This is a genomic window from Chitinophaga varians (assembly GCF_012641275.1).
Lineage (GTDB): Bacteria > Bacteroidota > Bacteroidia > Chitinophagales > Chitinophagaceae > Chitinophaga > Chitinophaga varians_A.
Map to the genome: position 1 here is coordinate 727609 of NZ_JABAIA010000003.1, position 18228 is coordinate 745836.

The window sequence follows — 18228 nt, forward strand, 5'->3', positions numbered from 1 at the left end:
ATTCTGTTAATGGTCGCCCATCAGGAACTGCCGGACATATTCCCTTTTACGGGCGGAAACAGGGATCTCGGTGCCGTCTTTCAGGACCAGGATACCATCTTTGAGAAAACGGTCAATACAGTGATGATTGACGATATATGACTGATGGATGCGAATAAACCAGCTTTCGGGCAACAGTTCCTCGTATTCTTTGATAGGACGGGAAACCATCACCTTTCTTTTATCGGACAGGTGGAAGGTGGTGTAACTGCCATCGGCCTGGCAGTAGAGGATTTCCTCGAAAGGCACTACCTGCAGGTACTGAGAGGAGCGAAGCACGATCCGGTTCTGCAGCCCCGTTTTTTTGGGTTGCAGATGGCTGTCGGTAATATCCATCTGCGTGCGGGTGTTGACGGGCGTTTCAGACAACAGCCTTTTGAGCGTGGCCATCAGCTCCTCCTCGTCCACCGGTTTGAGCAGGTAGTCAAAAGCCCCGAACTTGATGGCCTTGATTGCATGCTCGTTATATGCAGTAATAAATATGATGCGGAAATTTCTGTCGGGAAACTCCTGTAGCAGGTCAAATCCGGTGCCGTCGGCCAGTTCAATGTCCAGCAGCAACAGCTCGGGTTCCGTATTGGGGATGATCACCCTGGCTTCGGCTATGCTGCCGCAGCTGCCCAGCACAAGGAAATCGGGGTATCGTTTCATCAGCCATTCCAGGTCTTTACGGATGGCTGGTTCATCGTCAATAATCAACGTACGGATCATGGTCTCGGATATGGGTTATCGCTCATGTTGTTAAAAGTAGAAAAAAATCAGGTATTACCGGGTGGTAATACCTGCAAGGTTATCAACAAAGAATAAAAGGCCGACATAACAGCTTAAACATAATAGGGTCTTCCGGAGAACAAACTATATATGACTGAACAATGTAGAAGCCGGTGCTGCCACGGTGTTCACCAGAACGTTTATTTCGCTTTGGAAGCGTTCAAATGTTTCCCTGCGGGAAGATTTGAACAACATCCTGATAAGCAGGAATCCTGCTATCACCGGAATGATGCCGCCAATATTGATGGTCAACTCCCGGCAGATCAGGCTCGTTGCTGCCGTGGACAACACAAAAGTCGTCAGCACGCCGCCTGCCAGCCACAACAACGGCGGAAGAAAATCCAGCCGCAGGTGGTCTTTTTTATAGCGCAACAAAAAACGGAAGCCCCGATGCTGTACTGCGATCACAGGAGCACCTGTTAATGGTCTCCATAACCGGGCACCCGGAAAACGCCGTTGTATTTCTGAAAAGATCTGTTCCGCGCTTTTAGAGGCAGAGTTGCTGATTTTCATATGGACCTTCATTCAATTGGCGGATAAATAGCGGACGTTTCAAAGATAACGCCAGCTATTATCCCTGCGGGCATGACTTAATATCCGTACGGGTTTTGTTTATATTCGTTTTGATAATTATGTGTTTCGTCCCAGCCCACCTGGAAGGGGTTTTTTACTTCCTGGTAAACGTTAGATAGTCTACCAGTTTCCAGGTATCAGCGTCTGTGCTGGTTTCATAGCTCATCTTAAATGATTGGGAAGAAAGCTTTTCGTAGCGGAAGCGTTCATACAGCACATTGTTGGTTGGCCGGGGGATCTGCCGGGTGAGGGTGAGTTTGCCTTCCTGCCAGCCATCGGCGAAAAATTGCCGGTGCCCCTGGAAGTTATCAAAGATGTAGTCTGTCAACTGGCCCGTTTGTTTGTCAACGCCCCACATGGAAAGGGCCTTGTAACGGTTGGGGGCTTTGTCAGTATGTTCGTACATGATCCAGGCACTGTCCAGCGACAGTTTGAAACTGAGGTCGGCGGCAATTTTTTTGCCGCTGGCGAACGCGCCTTCGCCGGTCCAGTTGCCAAGGAAGAACTGTACCATCTCTGTAGGCAGCTGTTTGCCGGTTTGTGCTTTCATAGTGGCGGAAAGCCCGAAGCATAGGAGGAGGGTGGTCAGGAGTGTTTTCATATCAGGGAGACTTTGTGATTCAATACGCCAGGGTGTTACTGGCGATCGTTTCAAAAATAGCGGCAACCTCCCAACAAATCAAATGCCGGCGGGCTTTTTAACAGGGTTTTAAGTAAGATGGGGAAACGGCAACGGCCCGTGCCAGGAGAGCAGGGGCCGCTGGTGCCGGAAACTTTAATAATTTTTTATTTCCGTTTGAAGGCGATCTCCATTTCTTTGAACTCCTTGCCATTGGCCATGCGGTACATTTCCATGGAGTAGTGGTCCGCATCCTGGAATTTGATCACCTGGCGCAGCTCCATGGTTTTTTGGGAGGAGGGGTCAAATGATTTTCCCCGGTAAACGATAGCGTTGGCGGAAGGGTCCCATTTACCTTCCATCATCATCATACCGGTGCCCATATTATCGATCCAGGTGTTGAGGTACATTTTCCTGGCATTGTCGTAGGCGGTGGTACCAAGACCTTCGAAGGGCATGCCCATCATATCGGAGGTAAAGCGGCTTTCCTGGTAACGGCCGCCCAGGATCATTTTGTTGGAGCAGCTGCCGGTAGCCTTTTCAGGGGCGGCGCCGGGCCCTTTCCAGAAGGTCATGTCGGTGGTCCAGTCACCTTCGGTTTTAGCCAGTTGCTGATGTTCAGGCCCGGGCGTCATGTAGGCCATCCATGCCTTGTGGGCCGCAGCGGAGTCCATCTGGGCGAAGGCAGTGTTAACTGTTAACAGGCAACCGATAGCGGCAGCCAACACATAGCGTGTTTTCATAGTCAGAGGTTGTTTAGAGTGAGTAAATGGGGTTCTCGAAGCATTGCAATTTAACTAATTAAGCCATGTGGCGCGGACATAGGTGTTGTACCATCCTATTTAATTGTATTTTCGATGCCGCAATAAAACCAAGATGAAGACAGCGTCCATTAATGAGTTGAAGAAAGAGCTGGCCTCCGTACCTCCGGCGCAGCTGGCGGCCTTATGCCTGCGTCTGGCCAAATATAAAAAGGAAAACAAGGAACTGCTGACTTACCTGTTGTTCGACGCTGACGATGAACAGGGCTATATCAACGCGGTGAAAACGGAGGTGGACAATGGGTTTGAAGAGATGACCGGCAGCAATCTGCACAACGCCAAAAAACGTTTGCGTAAAATACTGCGGCTGGTCAACAAACATATCCGTTATATGGGTTCCAAGCCGGCAGAGGCGGAGCTGTTGATTTATTTTTGTGAACGGTTGGTGGATTCCGGCCTGTTGAGGCATAAGAGCACGGTGCTGCATAACCTTTACGCCGCCCAGCTGAAAAAGATCGTGAAGGTGATAGTGGGGCTGCATGAAGACCTGCAACATGATTTCCGGCGGCAGGTAAAGCCACTGTTGGAAACACTGAAGACATTTTGATATTTAGCTATTTTGATGCGGGCTGTTTTAAGGGCTAAGCGTCAAAATAACCGAATATCAAAATGATTATGATTTTTCCCGGATAATGATTACTTTTTCGATAGCCTTTTCTTTTCCGGGCTTTCCACATTATGAAAAACGCACTGACAGGCCTGTTCCTCCTGGGTTTCATTACTTTTTTGCAATCGAATGCACAGTCGCCTGCGGGTAACGGGGGCACTATGCCTTCTCTGGGCATTACTGCCTCGGTGGACAGTGACAGTCTGGCTAATGCGGCTGGCTTTGTGTATCTCGAGGAAACTGTCAAAAGGATACTCGCGCCCGCGGTAAGCGACGAAGCCTTTGCCGCTCATTTACAGCAATTAAAGCGTGCCCGTTGCCATATACAGACCTGCAACCTGTTCATACCGGGGTATCTCAAACTAATGGGGCCGGATGTCAACGAAGCATGGATATTAGGGTATGTGGACACTGTCATGCAACGGGCGGAGAAGGCGGGTATCAGGCTGATTGTATTGGGCAGCGGAGAGGCCAGGAAAATTCCGGAAGGGGTTGACAGGGCAACGGCGAAGGAGCAGTTTATCCGGCTGGCCCGCAAAATGGCTGGTATTGCTGCGAAGTATAACTGCCTCATTTCCATGGAAAATCTGAACACTACCGAAACCAACTTCGTAAACACTTTGGCGGAAGGTTGTGAAGTCGTGACGGCGGTGGACCATCCTAATTTCCGGCTTACGGCCGACATTTATCACATGTTGCGGGAAAATGAGCCTGCGGGGAATATTGCAAAAGCCAGAGGGATATTGGCGCACTGCCACATAGCAGAACGGGAGAAACGTTCCGCGCCCGGCACGGAGAAGCAGGATTTCCGGCCCTACCTGGCAGCGCTGCGGGACATTGGTTATAAAGGACGGATCATGATGGAATGCAAATGGACCGATCCTGCCAGGGAATATGCGCCGGCAGTGGCGTACCTGGAAGGGCAACTCAGGGAAGTATATCATATCTCCGGAAAAAAATAAATACTTGTACAATGACATCCACTAAAAAGACAAGGCGGGAATTTCTGCAACAGTCCCTGATGGCAGGAGCAGGACTAACGATTACGGCTATGGGAATGCCAGCCAGCAGCTATGCCCGCATCCTGGGCGCCAATGACAGGGTAAATGTGGGACTGGTAGGTTTTTCCGACCGGGCCCGGCAGGCATTGATGCCTTCTTTCTTCAGCCATAACAAAGAACTGAACTTCGACCTGATCGCTGTTTCCGATATCTGGAACCGACGCAGGGAAGAAGGCAAGGCCTTCCTGGAGCAGAAGACAGGGCACCAGGTACAGGCCTGTATCAACAACGATGAACTGTACCGGGTTAAAAACCTGGACGCCGTCTTTATTGCCTCGGCCGACTTCCAGCATGCCTATCATACCATTGAAGCGGTGAAGAACAAGTGCGACGTATACAGCGAAAAGCCGTTTGCTGAAACCATGGAAGATGCCCGCAACGCGCTGAAAGCCGTAAAAGAGTCGGGGAAGATCATGCAGGTAGGCACACAGCGCCGCAGCGGCACCAGTTACCACGCAGCGGCCAATTTCATTAAGGAAGGCAAGTTTGGCGATATCACCATGGTGGAAATGACGTGGAACGTAAACCAGCCGGGACGCTGGCGGCGGCCCGATCTGGTGAAGAGCATCCGCGAGTCGGACACGGACTGGAAACGTTTCCTTGCCGGTCGCCCCAACGATAGCTGGGACCCGCGCAAATACCTTGAATACCGGCTGTTCTGGCCTTATTCCTCCGGCATCTTCGGACAATGGATGACACATCAGATAGACACTGTGCATTGGTTCAGCGGCCTGAAACACCCACGCAGCGCGGTGGCCAACGGCGGTATTTATATGTGGCATGATGGCCGTAAAAATCCGGACACGCTTACAGCCGTATTTGACTACGGTCCCGCCAACGAACCGGAAAAAGGTTTCCAGGTAATGTACAGCAGCCGCTTTCATAACTCTGCCGGGGGCACGAAAGAGATCTATTATTCCAATGGCGGCACCATCGATATGTCTACCAACAAAATCAGCAGCACCGGCGGCCTTACCGAAAAAGAAGCTGCAGAAATGGGCATGCATGCCAACCTGCTGACCCCGATGACGCTCAGTTCGCAGGAGAAAGTAGAGACCAGCGCCAATACCGGTGGCGACCCGCTCACCAGTGCGCATGTACGTAACTGGATGACCAGCGTGCGTGAGCGTAAACAGCCCAATGCACCGATAGAAGCCGCGTATTCCCATTCCATTGCCCTCATCATGGGCAACGCCGCTTACCGTACGGGTATGAAAGCAACTTTTGATGAAGCTACCCAGGAAGTAATGGTGGGAGGCAAAGTATTTAAACTGTAATGAAACGACTGTATCTCCTCTTGTTTTTAATATTGACGCAGGCCTGCGCTTCGGCGCAGGCAGTGCGTGTGGCCGTTGCCGGTGTATCGCATGGCCATTCCGGCTGGATACTGGGCAGGGGCCGTCACGACGATGTCCAACTGGCAGGGATATACGAAAAAGACACCGCCCTGGCCGGCAAGGTGGCGCGGCAGTACCATATCCCGCAGCAGCAGGTGTACCACGACCTGGAGCAGATGCTGGACGCCGTAAAGCCACAGGCCGTGCTGGCATTCGGATCGGTGTACAGCCACCGGGAAGTGGTAGAGGCATGTGCGCCAAGGGGCATTCACGTGATGGTGGAGAAGCCGCTGGCGGCCAGTCTCGCCGATGGACTGGTAATGGACTCGTTGGCGCGGCGGTACGGCATACAACTGCTGACCAACTACGAAACCAGCTGGTACCCTACGGTGGCAAAGACTTTCCAACTGGTGGAAGACAGCAGTTTTATCGGCCTTGTCCGTAAAGTGGTGATCCATGACGGGCATCAGGGGCCGCAGGAGATAGGTTGCAGCCCCGCTTTCCTGGCTTGGCTGACAGACCCGGTGCTCAACGGCGCCGGCGCCCTGATGGATTTTGGCTGCTATGGCGCCAACCTGATGACCAGGCTGATGAAAAACCGTATGCCCGTTGCCGTTACCGCGGTAACGCGGCAATATAAGCCTGACCGTTACCCCAAAGTAGATGACGACGCCACCATCATTGTAGACTACCCCGACGCACAGTGTATTATCCAGGCTTCGTGGAACTGGCCTTTCAGCCGTAAAGACATGGAAGTATACGGAGAGAAGGGCTATATCATGGCAGCAGACAAAAACACGCTGCTGCTGCGCAACCGGGAGTCGGCACCGGCGGTGGCCAGGCATATAACGGCAGCGGATATACCGGTATACGAAGATCCGTTCAGTTACCTGGCTGCTGTTATCAGGGGCAAAGAAACGCCGCCGCCGTACGGCTTGTATGCCCTGCCCAATAATGTGCTGGTGCTGCGTATCCTCGAAGCCGCGAAGGAGTCGGCCCGCACCGGAAAGAAGGTGTTGCTGTGACCCATATCCTTCCACTACCTCCTCGTTGCCGTGTCCCTCCGGCATAAGCGGCCGGCGCTGATAACCAGTTCTTTAATACATCCCCCAAAATAATTTCCCCACAGAAAGCCTATTTATCAAATAAAAATATTAAATTATGTATGCAATGAAATCGATTGCATATTATTCACCGAAATCTGAATCCAAAAACCCTCAAAACATGTATTACTTATGAAACCGCTTATCGGCAAACCTTTGCACAAATTTTGGAAACCCGCCTTCCTGACAACAGCAGGTATCCTTTGTACCGCCATGCTTCATGCCCAGGTAACCTTGTCAGCCAACGGCCCGGGCAACACGTACGAACTGATTGAAAGTGTGCTGGGCAACGGCACGGCCAGCGAAGTGCCTGACTGTGCGCATCCGTCGTTTGGCCGCCACATCACGGAAGAATTTGACGCTTCGCTCAACAAAAACGTGTTCGTGTTTTTCCTCCATGCCACACCGGACAATGACCGTTGCGGCCCCAACACGGACCGCCAGCGTAACGAGATCAAGACTTTCGGCCCTTCTCCCGACAATGTGAAAGCCACCTATGGCGAAACAGTCACCTACCGCTGGAAATTTAAGATCGATGCCGGCTTCATTCCCACCACCAGTTTCTGCCACCTGCATCAGATAAAAGCTGGTGATGGCGACGACGGTGCGCCGCTGATCACCCTTACGCCCCGTGCCGGTTCACCTCAGAAACTACAGGTGATCTATACACCAGGCAGTGGTGACGCCGGCGGCGGTGAGAAAGCCAGCGCGCCGCTATCCTCCTTTAAAGGCAACTGGGTGGAAGTAGAGGAGAAAATTACCTTCTCTACAACAGGCTCCTATAAAGTCATCATCAAAAAAATCAGCGATGGCACCACGTTATTAAACTACAGCAATAACAACATCGACATGTGGCGTGACGGCACCACCTTCTGCCGCCCTAAATGGGGCATCTACCGCAAGCTGGCGACAGGCATCCGGGATGAGCAGGTCCGCTTTGCCGATTTTTGTATCGCGGAAGGCAGCGCTACCTGCGGCAGTCCTATGTTAGCTACTTCCGAAACGCCACCGGCGGCAACGGTACCTGCCACACATGATAACATCTCGATCAATGTATTTCCCAATCCGTTTCCTCAGATCACCTACATTGACCTGGACGTGAAAGAAGCCGGCAATACCATGCTGGAAGTATTCGATACCCAACAGAAGAGAGTAGGGCTGTTGCTCAATACCGCCCTGCAACCAGGCAATCACCGCACGGCGCTCGATACCAAAAATCTCGCTGCCGGCACCTACATTATCAAACTCACCCATAACGGTAAAGTATATACTAAAATGGTCACCAAACAGTAACCGGAAAAAGAAGAATTACGATAAAGGGTTTCCTGTTTCGTAATTCTTTTTTATTTTGTGCCGATGACCAAATTGTTTTTTCCTTTTTTGTTAGGCCTGGTAATATCGGCCAATGGCCTGCTGGCACAGGAACAGGTGCATTATCAGGAGGATGTGCGGACGATCAAAAAGTTTGATCAGATGTATGCTCCTCCTGCAAACCCGGTCTTGTTTGTGGGCAGTTCCTCTATCCGTAAGTGGGACGACCTCGAGCGTACCTTTGCCGATGAAGTGGCGATGAACAGAGGCATCGGCGGCGCCGTGACCAATGACATCATCCACTTTGCCCAGGAGCTTATTTTTGATTACCATCCGCGCCAGGTGGTGATTTATGTAGGTGAAAACGACCTGCCGGAAGGTGCTACGGCCGACAGCGTTTACAACCGCTTTCAGCGCCTGTACGGCCTTATCCGCTCCCGTTTGCCCTTGGTGCCTGTTGAATATATTTCCCTGAAGCCGAGTCCTTCGCGGGTGAAGTATATGAAAACGGCCGCCGAAGCCAACGCGCTGATCAAAGCCTTCCTGGCAAAAGAAAAAAACGCTCATTTCATTGATGTATTTTCATTAATGCTCGATAAACAGGGCCAGCCCCGCCCGGAACTGTTCGTGTCCGACATGCTTCATATGAACGCACAGGGCTATGCCATCTGGCGTAAAGCCATAAAACCCTACCTGGTTAAAAAATCATCCAAATAATTTTTTGTCCGAACGCAGCCACCTGTTGGCTGCGTTCTTTTACTGTTTACCCTTATGCGTACCATTGTTACCTATTTCCAACTGGCAGGCGAGTTCACTAACCCCTACGGATTTATTTCCGGTGCTGTTATTTCCGGCCTGATTGCTTTCTTTGCGGCACTGATACTTGTACTGGCGCTCCGCAAATACATTCTCGTGCCCCGTTCCCATAAGCTGCTGAAAGTGCTGGCTTACCTTTATATGGTGGCGCTGCCGCTGCTGGCCGGTTTCTTTGGCATGAAATGGGGATTCTTCCACAGCCTGCGAAAAGACATCAAAGCACATACCGACGTTTATGCAGCCCATGTGCCACCGGTTTTCAGTGAAACAGCGCTGAAGGCAGTCGATTCCCTCTTCGGTGGCAATGCACGCGTGTCGTCGCTCAGCACGCACCAGATCATTGACACCACGGCGGTGGTGGTGTATAACGTGTACGGCAGTACGCTGGAACAACAGCTGGGCGGCACACAGGGCGTCAAAGGGAAAATGGCATCCCTGCTGCTGCAGATCAGCAAAAGCAAAGCTATCGCAGGGATGATGCACAAGGCGGTGTATAATTTACTGCATGATAAGTTGGGGCTGACAGATGGCGCCAGTAATGAAGTGGTGCATACCTCACTGGGGAAATTAGTGAACGGCAATCTGTTTGTCAACATTGCGGTGATACAGGTAGACCAGTTCCTGAAAGGGCTGCAGCGCGGCATTCTCTATACTTTCCTGCTCATACTGGCCATACCGCTGGTAGAGGTTACCATTGCCCATTACCGTCACCGCAGGCAGATTGCGGTATAACTGCTGTGGAAAGTATGTATTTTTCTGTAATATTACACCTATGAACTTAATCGGAAATATTATCTGGCTGATCTTTGGGGGATTGGCCGCAGCACTCGGCTACATCGTATCCGGCTTTCTTTTTTGTATCACTATCATTGGTATTCCTTTTGGGATACAGTGCTTTAAAATAGGGCTGTTCACGCTTATGCCCTTCGGGCGTGAGGTACGTGACGGCGCCGGTTCTACCGGTTGCCTGTCCACCTTGTTCAACATTATCTGGATATTTACGGGTGGGATCTGGGTGGCCCTTTGCCATTTGTTTTTCGGCGTATTACTGACCATCACCATTATTGGCGCTCCCTGGGGCCGGCAGCATTTTAAGCTGATGAGCCTTACTTTCGCGCCTTTCGGGAAAGAGATTCTTTAATCAGGCAGACTCTTCGAAGATAATGGTGTTCTGAAACGGATCGATCACGGTCATCAATAGCACTTCCGGGTTCCAGTCGGCCCGCTCCAGGCCGGGGTTCATGTATTTATAGTCTTTCCCGCCCAGTTTCGAATGGAAGGCTTTTAAACCTTTAAACTCGGTGATGCTGATCCGGGAGCCGGGCGTGCCGTCACCATGGTGCTCAGACAGATCGATTTGTACATCACCTTTGGCAATGCGCATATAAATTGGCGCGCCTTCGGGCTTGTGTTCCCAAAGAATTTCGAACTCCAGCCAATCAACGTAGAACTGTATGGCCCGGGCATAATCAAACATGCGGAAGATGGGAATGATGCGTGACATAAGTATCTGATTGATATTTAAATATACAAAAAATAAAGTGGGGTAGGCGTTTTTTACCTGCCACTGCCGGCCGCCATATTTTCTGTATCGCACCAGGAATTATCTTTTCCCGGAAATGACTAAATAAAACGTACCTTTAACGGAATTTGAGTTTTATCGCTAATGTAAGCTGCCATGCTCCTGCCGGGTTATTTTGTGTTACACTGCATTTTTCTCAGATAGTTTTAACGTTTAATTTTAACTCCAATGAATATTTATGTATCCAATCTGGGATATGATTACCAGATTGAGGATTTGGTCAACCTGTTTATCGAATATGGTGTGATTTCATCTGCGACAATTGTCGAAGATAAATACACCAACAGAAGCAAAGGTTTTGGTTTTGTTGAAATGCCAAACAGGTCAGAAGGGGAAAAGGCGATCCTTGCCCTTCATGGGAAAGATATTGATGGTCATGTAATCAGTGTTACGGAAGCACAGCCTCCGAAACAAAAGACGTTTACAAGGCGCTTTCGATAGTATTTTTATAGTGAATGCATGTCTGTTCCGGCGCGCCGGGGCAGGCATTTTTTATTGCCCTTTTCCCATCACGTCCAGCACTCCTTTTTTCAGTATCCGTACACTTTCTGCTGCTTCTTCCTGGGGAAAATGCCCAAACCCCAGCCGCATGGCAGTAAGGTCTTTATGCTGATACAACAGTGTTTTAGGAATAAAGAGATTATTCCGGGCGCAGGCTTTCCCCAGCTGCATCAGGTTAATGGGGCGTTTCCAGCGTGTCCATACGGCGAGCCCTCCTGCCGGCTTGCGCAGTTCCATGAAATCCTGTAGTTCTTCCTGCATCACCGTTACAATATGGTCGCGCCGCTCGCGGTATACTTTGAGGGATTTTTTCAGGTACCGGTGGATCTCTCCTGACTCGATCATTTCGCCGAGCACCTGTTCCATGAGCACATCGCCCTGCCGGTCGATGATGCCGAGATGTTTGCGCATTTCGGTCATGAGGTTTTCCGGAGCTATGATAAAACCGGTGCGGAAGCCCGGTGCGAGCGACTTTCCGAAGGCGCCGGTATATACCACCATGCCGTTGGTATCGGCGCTGGCAAGGGGCAGCACCGGACTGTTGTCATAATGGAAGTCATAATCGTAATCATCTTCCAGGATGACGAAACCAAATTCGGAGGCCAGGTGCAGCAGGGTTATGCGGCGTTCTGCGCTAAGTGTCACCGTAGTAGGGTAGTGATGGTGTGGCGTAATATACAACATGCGGATGCGTTGCCTTTCGCAGATGCGGCGCACAGCGTCTACATCGATGCCGTCTTCATCTATGGGTACCGGGAGTATGCGGGCGCCGGATTTCTGAAAGATCATGTTCACCGAAAAGTAGCTCAGTGACCCCACCAGTACCGTGTCTCCGGGGGACAATAATATTTCCGAGGTAATGTACACGCTCATCTCCGTGCTGCGGGTGATGAGGATGTTGTCTTTGGATATGTGCAGGCCGCGGGACTGGTTCAGGTAATTGGACAGGTGTTTTTTGAAAAACTCACTGCCATCCTGGTTGTAATAGCCCAGTTTGCGGTGGTTGCTTTTCCGTTTGAGATGCCCGCTGTAGAGGCTGGACAGGTGGCTTACCTGCGTAAGGCGGATGTCTGGCGTGCCGTCGTTGAACACATACTCGCAGGAGGAGTGTTCAAAGGGATTGTCGAGCAGGCTGGACTTGCGGAAGTCGAAGCCCGTTTCTTTGGGGTACCGTGCCAGCGGCGTGTCCGGCGTACTGCGTATTTTCTGTGGCCGGCCGGCTGTTTTCCCGATGATAAACGTGCCTTTGTTGGGCCGCGTTTCTATCCAGCCCTGGGTGTCCAGTTCCTCGTATACTGCCACAATGGTATTGCGGTTCACTTCCAGTAGTTCGCTTAGTTGCCGGGTGCCGGGCAGCTTGGTGCCAGTCACCAGGTAACCGCGTTGAATGGCGTTGATCAACTGGTGCGCGATCTGGAGGTAGATGGCGGTCGTCGACTGCCTGTCAATATGCACAAAACTCCTATAAGGGACCGGACTGCTCATGCTGGTATAAATATTACTGTTAAATGGTCCGGCAAGTTATCTTATTTCCGCTTTATTATCTATTTATATTATTTTATATAATATTTATAAAGATGGTATTTAGTCTATAGGGAGATGATTGATCCTGTTTTTGACGCCGGTTGCCCGATGATGTATTTGACCGGACTAGCTATCATATCAAAACTGGCCCAGTTGAATCATCCGGTAAGCGGTTACTTTTGGCTGGAAACGAATGACATATGCAAGATATACTGCAACATATCGTTGGGCACAACGACCTGCACGCTAAATGGCTGAACACCCTCTCTTTTATGGAGAATGCGGGCGCCCGCAAGATCTCGGCCTGCGAGCATCCTGCGCTGGTGGATTTTATCCAGCTGAAACATGCGGCAGAAGAACACCGCCATGCCTATTACCTGAAAAAACAAATTGCCAAAGTAAGCGCAGATACTTGTAAGACCTACCAGTTGCACGAGCTGCTGGCGCCGCATCAGACACGGCATTACCTGCACCAGCTGGACATGCAGGCCTGCCGCTATCTGAAAAATACTTTCGGGCTGCATGGCAGTGAGCTCAAATATGCCGCCTACCTCTTCGTGACCTATGCCATAGAGGTACGGGCCGATGCCCTGTACCCGGTATACCAGGCCGAACTGGACAAAGCCGGCAGTAAGGTGATGGTCCGCTCCATTATCATGGAAGAAGAAGGCCACCTGGAAGAAATGATCCGCCAGTTACAGGATTTTGCACCGGACTGGGAAGTACATGCCCGGCATGTGGAAGGACTGGAGCAGCAGCTGTTTGACGGCTGGCTGGCCGCCATCGGGCAGGAACTGGCGCAATACGCATAAAGACACTTACATAACGAGTTAAATTCAATCAGGAAGCATGAACGCAACAGCTATCAGAAACGACTGGACCCTGGAAGAAATCCAGGCCATCTATGACCAGCCCCTGCTGGACCTGGTTTATCAGGCAGCTACCATTCACCGCGAATATCACTCCGCGCGCGAAATACAGGTGTGTACCCTCTTGTCCATCAAAACAGGCGGATGCCCGGAAGACTGTTCTTATTGCGGACAGGCAGCCCGGTATCACACTGATATCAAAGTACAGGCCTTGCTGCCCACAGAGACAGTGATCGCGCATGCACAGAAGGCCAAAGACAACGGTTCCACCCGTTTTTGTATGGCTGCAGCGTGGCGGGAAGTAAGGGACAACCGCGACTTTGACCGCGTCATCGACATGGTGAAAGGCGTCAACGACCTGGGCCTGGAAGTATGCTGCACGCTCGGCATGCTTACGGAGGAACAGGCCATCCGCCTGCAGGAAGCCGGCCTGCATGCCTACAACCACAACCTGGACACTTCAGAACAATATTATAAAGAGATTATTTCCACCCGCAACTTTGATAACCGCATCAATACCATCAACAACGTCCGTAAAGCCGGTATCACCGTGTGTTCCGGCGGTATTATCGGTTTAGGGGAAACACACCGCGACCGCATCTCCATGCTGCTCACGCTGGCCACGATGCCCAAACATCCGGAATCTGTGCCCATCAATGCGCTGGCCCGCGTAAAAGGCACGCCGTTGGAAGACAATCCCAAAGTGGACGCCTGGGACATGGTGCGGATGATCGCTACTGCACGAATCGTTATGCCGGCATCCACCGTGCGCCTTACGGCAGGCCGTATCGAGATGACAGAATCTGAACAAGCCTGGTGCTTTATGGCAGGCGCCAATTCCATCTTCACCGGTGAACGGCAAACCCTGCTGGTCACACCCAACCCCGGCGTGACGGAAGATATGCAGATGCTGCAAAACCTTGGCCTGCAGCCAATGCCCAACAAAAAAGAAGTATCTGCCTGCTAAAAATATAGCCGGACAACCATACCTGAAAAGCCTGTGCGCCACGCACAGGCTTTTTGATTTATATGCCTGACTACCGCAAATTCGTATATCCTTTAACGATACCACAGCCAATAACCCGAATTCGTTTCATTATCGTTTCACCAGGTATTAATGTATGGGAACCCATTTCTCCGGCAACTGCCGAAAGGAATTTTTATTTGGTTATTTCAGTACAAAAAAGTAAGGGTATAACTAAAACGTATAAACGATATTTATTTAGTTTGAAAAAATATTATGTGATAAGCCAGTAGATAAGGTAAAGGGGTGTAGCCGATTTTTTTATATCCGTTTCAAATGTAGTGCAGTGGCGTGTTTTGGAGGAATGAACGAAGGGCGTTTTTTTCTCTTGGCACAGACTTTGCAAATAGCCAGCCTGTTCTAACAAAGGTACCTTGATTGTTAACAACTTTAGACGTGTTATACATAGAACAGATTAAATAATTTAACCCAATACTAATTGTTTATGAAGATGTTTACGAAATTTGGGAAGTCTGTCATGATGACTTCATCTGTACTTGCATTATCTGGCGTTGCTTTTGCGCAGGACCAGGACAGTACCCTGAAAAAAGATCGTGTTGTTCCCTTCAATGGCGTAAAAGATTATCGTACGTGGTCTGTAGGTGCGTGGGGCGGTGGTTCCGCAGCTTTTGGCCCATTTGGCGGTCCCTACTACTTCAATAATTTCGATTTTAAAAACGTGGGCTTTGTATATGGTGCGTACGTGAAAAAACAAATATTTCACAACTTTGGCCTGCAGGCAGACTTCATGCGCGGACAGGTGAAAGGCGCTACCAAAGCATCGCAAACATTGACTGATATCAATGGTGCTCCGTTAGCAGGCGGCATCAAATCGTTCCAGACAGACATTGACTGGTCTGCCTCACTGAGCGGTGTGTTCAGCCTCGGTTCTGTTAACTGGATCAACAAACAGAGTTTTGTGATTCCTTACGTATCGGTTGGTGCCGGTGCGATGGCCTTCAAACCTACGGTTACAGCAGCAGACGGCACAGAAACAGCTGTAAAAACAAGCGGTGGCAAATCCACTCATACTGAAATGTTCATCCCCGTTGGCGTAGGTGCCAAATTTGTAGTGGCCCCGGGCGTAAACATCGACCTGGCCTATAACACAAACTTCGTGAACAGCAAAGTGTTCGACGGTGTGAACAGCGGTAACAAAGACAAGTTTTCCACTGCTAAACTGGGCCTTGAATTTGCCCTCGGCAGGAAAAGAAAACCACAGCTGGCTGTTGTAAACCCTGCTGCGCAACTGGCAGAAGATCTGTGGACCAAAAACGCGGCACTGAAAACTTCCCTGGCGGAAAGCGATGCCCGTAATCAGGCTGCCATCGGCCAGTTGAAAGATGAAATCGACGGCATGAAACGTGATACTGATGGTGACGGCGTTCCTGATTACCTGGACAAATGCCCGAATACTCCTGCCGGTACAAAAGTAGATGGCGCTGGTTGCCCCCTGCCGGCTCCTGTACAGGTGGTGAAAGAAAAAGTTATCGTAACGGAAGCTGACAGAAAAGTGGTAAAAGATGCGATCGACAACCTGGAATTTGATCTGGGTAAAGCCACCATCCGTCCTAACTCTTTCTCCAGCCTTGATAAGGTGGCCAGCCTGCTGGTAGAGAAAAACTTCAGCCTGAAACTGGCCGGTCATACCGATAACACCGGTTCTGCAGCCACCAACATGCGTCTTTCCAAAGGACGTGCAGAAGCCATCAAATCTTATCTGGTATCCAAAGGCGCTAACCCTTCCAGGATTGAAGCTACCGGCTACGGCTCTACGCAGCCTATCGCCACCAACAAGACTGCCGAAGGCCGTCAGCAGAACAGAAGAGTGGAATTTACTTTGTACTAATCTTCTTATAACATCCATTTTTTAACTTGCCTTCAAAGTAAAAAGCTGTTCCTGTTACGGAACAGCTTTTTTTGTACCTTGTAAAAAACATCGTTTCCTGCTGCTATGACCATTGCAAGAGATAAACAAGCTTATGCTGTGCTGACCTGTGTGTTGTTTTTAAACCTGCTGCTGGACCTGGGCGCAGGCGTTAGTAAAGACAGGTCCATATCCTCATCTGACAGAAGAACGCCCCTAGATTGTATATATGAACAAGTATTTGTTTGCCCTCTTAAGCTTCCTGATAGTAGCCCGCTGTGTATCAGCACAAACAATACCCGACACTAATTCCCCGGTTTGGGTAAAATTCGGCGTGATGTCCATGGGCGTACGTGCCACCTATAAAATCACTGCTCACGAACTGGTACGCTGCCGGCTGGACACCAACGGTCCTGGTATTGATTCCGCTGTAGTAAAGCAATCAACTGAACAATGGCAGCGAAGCCGTTTTATCATCGATAGTATTCCTGAACTGTTATTAACCGCCGGCAATACGGCCAGCTGGGGATGTTTGTACTGTCATGACCAGCCCGCCGTGTTAGTAGAACTGGGATTTAATAACCGGCCCTCATTATACTACCAGATTGATTCAGATACGAGCGCGCTGCCGGTGCCTGTCCGGAAATACGTGTACGACGTGCTGCTACAGACCAGTCGTTTGTTGGCATCCCCGCTTTCTATCCGCAAAAAACTGTAGCCGGTTTCCGCCGAAAGATTTTTAAGTGGCGGATTTGTGTGCATATTTATTTTTGTATTCCACAGGCGTCATGCCGGTGATACGCCGGAACACTTCCCGGAAGGTTTGCATGTCTGTATAACCGGTATAGACCATCACTTCCTGTATGGACCGTCTTCCGATTTCCAGCTGTGTTTTGGCGCCTTCAATCCTCACGTGTTGCACGTATTCCGCCACGGTATGACGAGTGGCTTTTTTGAAGCGCCTTTCAAACGTACGGCGGCTCATATTGAACCGAACGGCCAGTTCATCGACGGTGAACTTTTCCCGGTAGTGTTTTTCTATATGGGCCTGTGATGCTCTGATCACATCATCGTCATGGTCTTTCAGGCCATGGAAGACAATGAAAGGGGATTGCACGTTTTTGTCCAAATCGACCGCGAAGTACTTCGCTGTATAAATGGCTGTTTCGCGGCCTGCATATTTTTCCACCAGATGCAGCAGCAGGTTCCAGTAAGCGTTACCGCCGCCGCTGGAGTACAGGCCTTGCTGGTCAGTGATCATCCTTTCATCCACCACTTCAATGGCGGGATAGTAGTATTTCAGTTCATTGGCGCAATACCAGTGCGTGGTGCATTGCCTGCCTTTCAATAAACCGGAAAAAGCCAGCAGGAACACGCCAGATCCCAGGCTGGCCACTTCCGCGCCTTCCTTGTATTGGGAAGCCGCCCAGAGGATGTATTCCCTGTTGAGCATTACGGCGGTGCTCATATCGCCGGTAAGCGCCGGAATAATGATCAGGTCCGCGTCGGTAACCGAATCCAGTAATACATCCGGGCGAACAGAGAAAGCGCCGCGTTCATATTGTACTTCAGCCGTAAGTCCGGCCAGCTGTATCCCGAAGATGGCAGGCTTTCCTTTTTCTGTCAGGAACTCGTTGACCATATCAAACAAATGCCGGCAGTCGGCGATAGACGCCACCAGCGCATTACGGACCGTAAGGATATATATGTTGACCATGCCGCAAAGATAAGTACTGCAAATGACGCAAATGCCTGCCTAAGGTTGTCGTATTTGCCCTTTAGAGAGATGGTGTTTGGTTTTAC

Annotated in this window: 20 protein-coding genes; 13 read left to right on the top strand and 7 right to left on the bottom strand. The window is 50.4% G+C overall.

Features of this window, described 5'->3' with window-relative positions:
* Nucleotides 1–6: 6 nt before the first annotated feature.
* The 4 genes from HGH92_RS26015 to HGH92_RS26030 all read right to left on the bottom strand — a co-directional run bounded on the left by HGH92_RS26015 (nt 7) and on the right by HGH92_RS26030 (nt 2745).
* Nucleotides 7–750, bottom strand: coding sequence for a LytR/AlgR family response regulator transcription factor (locus tag HGH92_RS26015; RefSeq protein ID WP_168873735.1), 744 nt, complete (start codon nt 748–750; stop codon nt 7–9).
* A 144-nt stretch (nt 751–894) separates the two neighbouring features.
* Nucleotides 895–1323 (bottom strand): hypothetical protein, encoded by a 429-nt coding sequence (locus HGH92_RS26020; RefSeq protein WP_168873736.1) that lies wholly within the window; start codon nt 1321–1323, stop codon nt 895–897.
* A gap of 154 nt (nt 1324–1477) precedes the next feature.
* Complete coding sequence (locus HGH92_RS26025; RefSeq protein ID WP_168873737.1) at nt 1478–1984, bottom strand: hypothetical protein; 507 nt, start codon at nt 1982–1984, stop codon at nt 1478–1480.
* A gap of 185 nt (nt 1985–2169) precedes the next feature.
* A complete protein-coding gene (locus tag HGH92_RS26030; RefSeq protein WP_168873738.1) occupies nt 2170–2745 on the bottom strand; it encodes a DUF1579 domain-containing protein in 576 nt (191 codons plus the stop codon).
* A gap of 133 nt (nt 2746–2878) precedes the next feature.
* On the opposite strand from HGH92_RS26030, the gene HGH92_RS26035 reads away from it, so the two are divergent.
* The 8 genes from HGH92_RS26035 (at nt 2879) to HGH92_RS26070 (ending at nt 10199) form a co-directional block, all read left to right on the top strand.
* The gene (locus HGH92_RS26035) at nt 2879–3370 is read left to right on the top strand and encodes a hypothetical protein (RefSeq protein WP_168873739.1); all 492 of its coding nucleotides are present in this window, start codon (nt 2879–2881) and stop codon (nt 3368–3370) included.
* A gap of 131 nt (nt 3371–3501) precedes the next feature.
* Nucleotides 3502–4392 carry a sugar phosphate isomerase/epimerase family protein gene (locus HGH92_RS26040; protein ID WP_168873740.1) on the top strand — a complete coding sequence of 297 codons (891 nt, stop codon included), beginning with the start codon at nt 3502–3504 and terminating at the stop codon, nt 4390–4392.
* 11 nt (nt 4393–4403) lie between these two features.
* Nucleotides 4404–5768, top strand: a complete 1365-nt coding sequence (locus tag HGH92_RS26045; protein ID WP_168873741.1) for a Gfo/Idh/MocA family protein — start codon at nt 4404–4406, stop codon at nt 5766–5768.
* Nucleotides 5768–6853 (top strand): Gfo/Idh/MocA family protein, encoded by a 1086-nt coding sequence (locus tag HGH92_RS26050; RefSeq protein WP_168873742.1) that lies wholly within the window; start codon nt 5768–5770, stop codon nt 6851–6853. The genes HGH92_RS26045 and HGH92_RS26050 overlap by 1 nt, the downstream gene beginning before the upstream one ends.
* A gap of 210 nt (nt 6854–7063) precedes the next feature.
* Nucleotides 7064–8224 (top strand): T9SS type A sorting domain-containing protein, encoded by a 1161-nt coding sequence (locus tag HGH92_RS26055; protein ID WP_168873743.1) that lies wholly within the window; start codon nt 7064–7066, stop codon nt 8222–8224.
* A 63-nt stretch (nt 8225–8287) separates the two neighbouring features.
* Nucleotides 8288–8959 carry a GDSL-type esterase/lipase family protein gene (locus HGH92_RS26060; protein WP_168873744.1) on the top strand — a complete coding sequence of 224 codons (672 nt, stop codon included), beginning with the start codon at nt 8288–8290 and terminating at the stop codon, nt 8957–8959.
* Between the two features lie 54 nt (nt 8960–9013).
* Nucleotides 9014–9790, top strand: coding sequence for a hypothetical protein (locus HGH92_RS26065; RefSeq protein WP_168873745.1), 777 nt, complete (start codon nt 9014–9016; stop codon nt 9788–9790).
* 40 nt (nt 9791–9830) lie between these two features.
* On the top strand, nt 9831–10199 hold the full coding sequence (locus HGH92_RS26070; RefSeq protein WP_168873746.1) for a YccF domain-containing protein: 369 nt from the start codon (nt 9831–9833) through the stop codon (nt 10197–10199).
* On the opposite strand, the gene HGH92_RS26075 is transcribed toward HGH92_RS26070, so the two are convergent.
* On the bottom strand, nt 10200–10577 hold the full coding sequence (locus HGH92_RS26075) for a glyoxalase superfamily protein (protein WP_317166457.1): 378 nt from the start codon (nt 10575–10577) through the stop codon (nt 10200–10202). It lies immediately after the preceding gene.
* Nucleotides 10578–10808: 231 nt separating this feature from the next.
* Here HGH92_RS26075 and HGH92_RS26080 point away from each other — a divergent pair, with 231 nt between their 5' ends.
* Nucleotides 10809–11081: an RNA recognition motif domain-containing protein gene (locus HGH92_RS26080; RefSeq protein WP_168873748.1), complete on the top strand. Its 273-nt coding sequence runs from the start codon at nt 10809–10811 to the stop codon at nt 11079–11081.
* Nucleotides 11082–11132: 51 nt separating this feature from the next.
* On the opposite strand, the gene HGH92_RS26085 is transcribed toward HGH92_RS26080, so the two are convergent.
* Complete coding sequence (locus tag HGH92_RS26085; protein ID WP_168873749.1) at nt 11133–12626, bottom strand: PLP-dependent aminotransferase family protein; 1494 nt, start codon at nt 12624–12626, stop codon at nt 11133–11135.
* Nucleotides 12627–12865: 239 nt separating this feature from the next.
* Here HGH92_RS26085 and HGH92_RS26090 point away from each other — a divergent pair, with 239 nt between their 5' ends.
* The 4 genes from HGH92_RS26090 to HGH92_RS26105 all read left to right on the top strand — a co-directional run bounded on the left by HGH92_RS26090 (nt 12866) and on the right by HGH92_RS26105 (nt 17143).
* A complete protein-coding gene (locus HGH92_RS26090) occupies nt 12866–13477 on the top strand; it encodes a hypothetical protein (protein WP_168873750.1) in 612 nt (203 codons plus the stop codon).
* 37 nt (nt 13478–13514) lie between these two features.
* Nucleotides 13515–14501: a biotin synthase BioB gene (bioB, locus tag HGH92_RS26095; RefSeq protein WP_168873751.1), complete on the top strand. Its 987-nt coding sequence runs from the start codon at nt 13515–13517 to the stop codon at nt 14499–14501.
* 535 nt (nt 14502–15036) lie between these two features.
* Nucleotides 15037–16407, top strand: a complete 1371-nt coding sequence (locus HGH92_RS26100) for an OmpA family protein (protein ID WP_211092751.1) — start codon at nt 15037–15039, stop codon at nt 16405–16407.
* A gap of 247 nt (nt 16408–16654) precedes the next feature.
* On the top strand, nt 16655–17143 hold the full coding sequence (locus HGH92_RS26105; protein WP_168873753.1) for a hypothetical protein: 489 nt from the start codon (nt 16655–16657) through the stop codon (nt 17141–17143).
* A gap of 21 nt (nt 17144–17164) precedes the next feature.
* On the opposite strand, the gene HGH92_RS26110 is transcribed toward HGH92_RS26105, so the two are convergent.
* Nucleotides 17165–18142, bottom strand: a complete 978-nt coding sequence (locus HGH92_RS26110; protein ID WP_168873754.1) for a GlxA family transcriptional regulator — start codon at nt 18140–18142, stop codon at nt 17165–17167.
* Nucleotides 18143–18228: the final 86 nt, after the last annotated feature.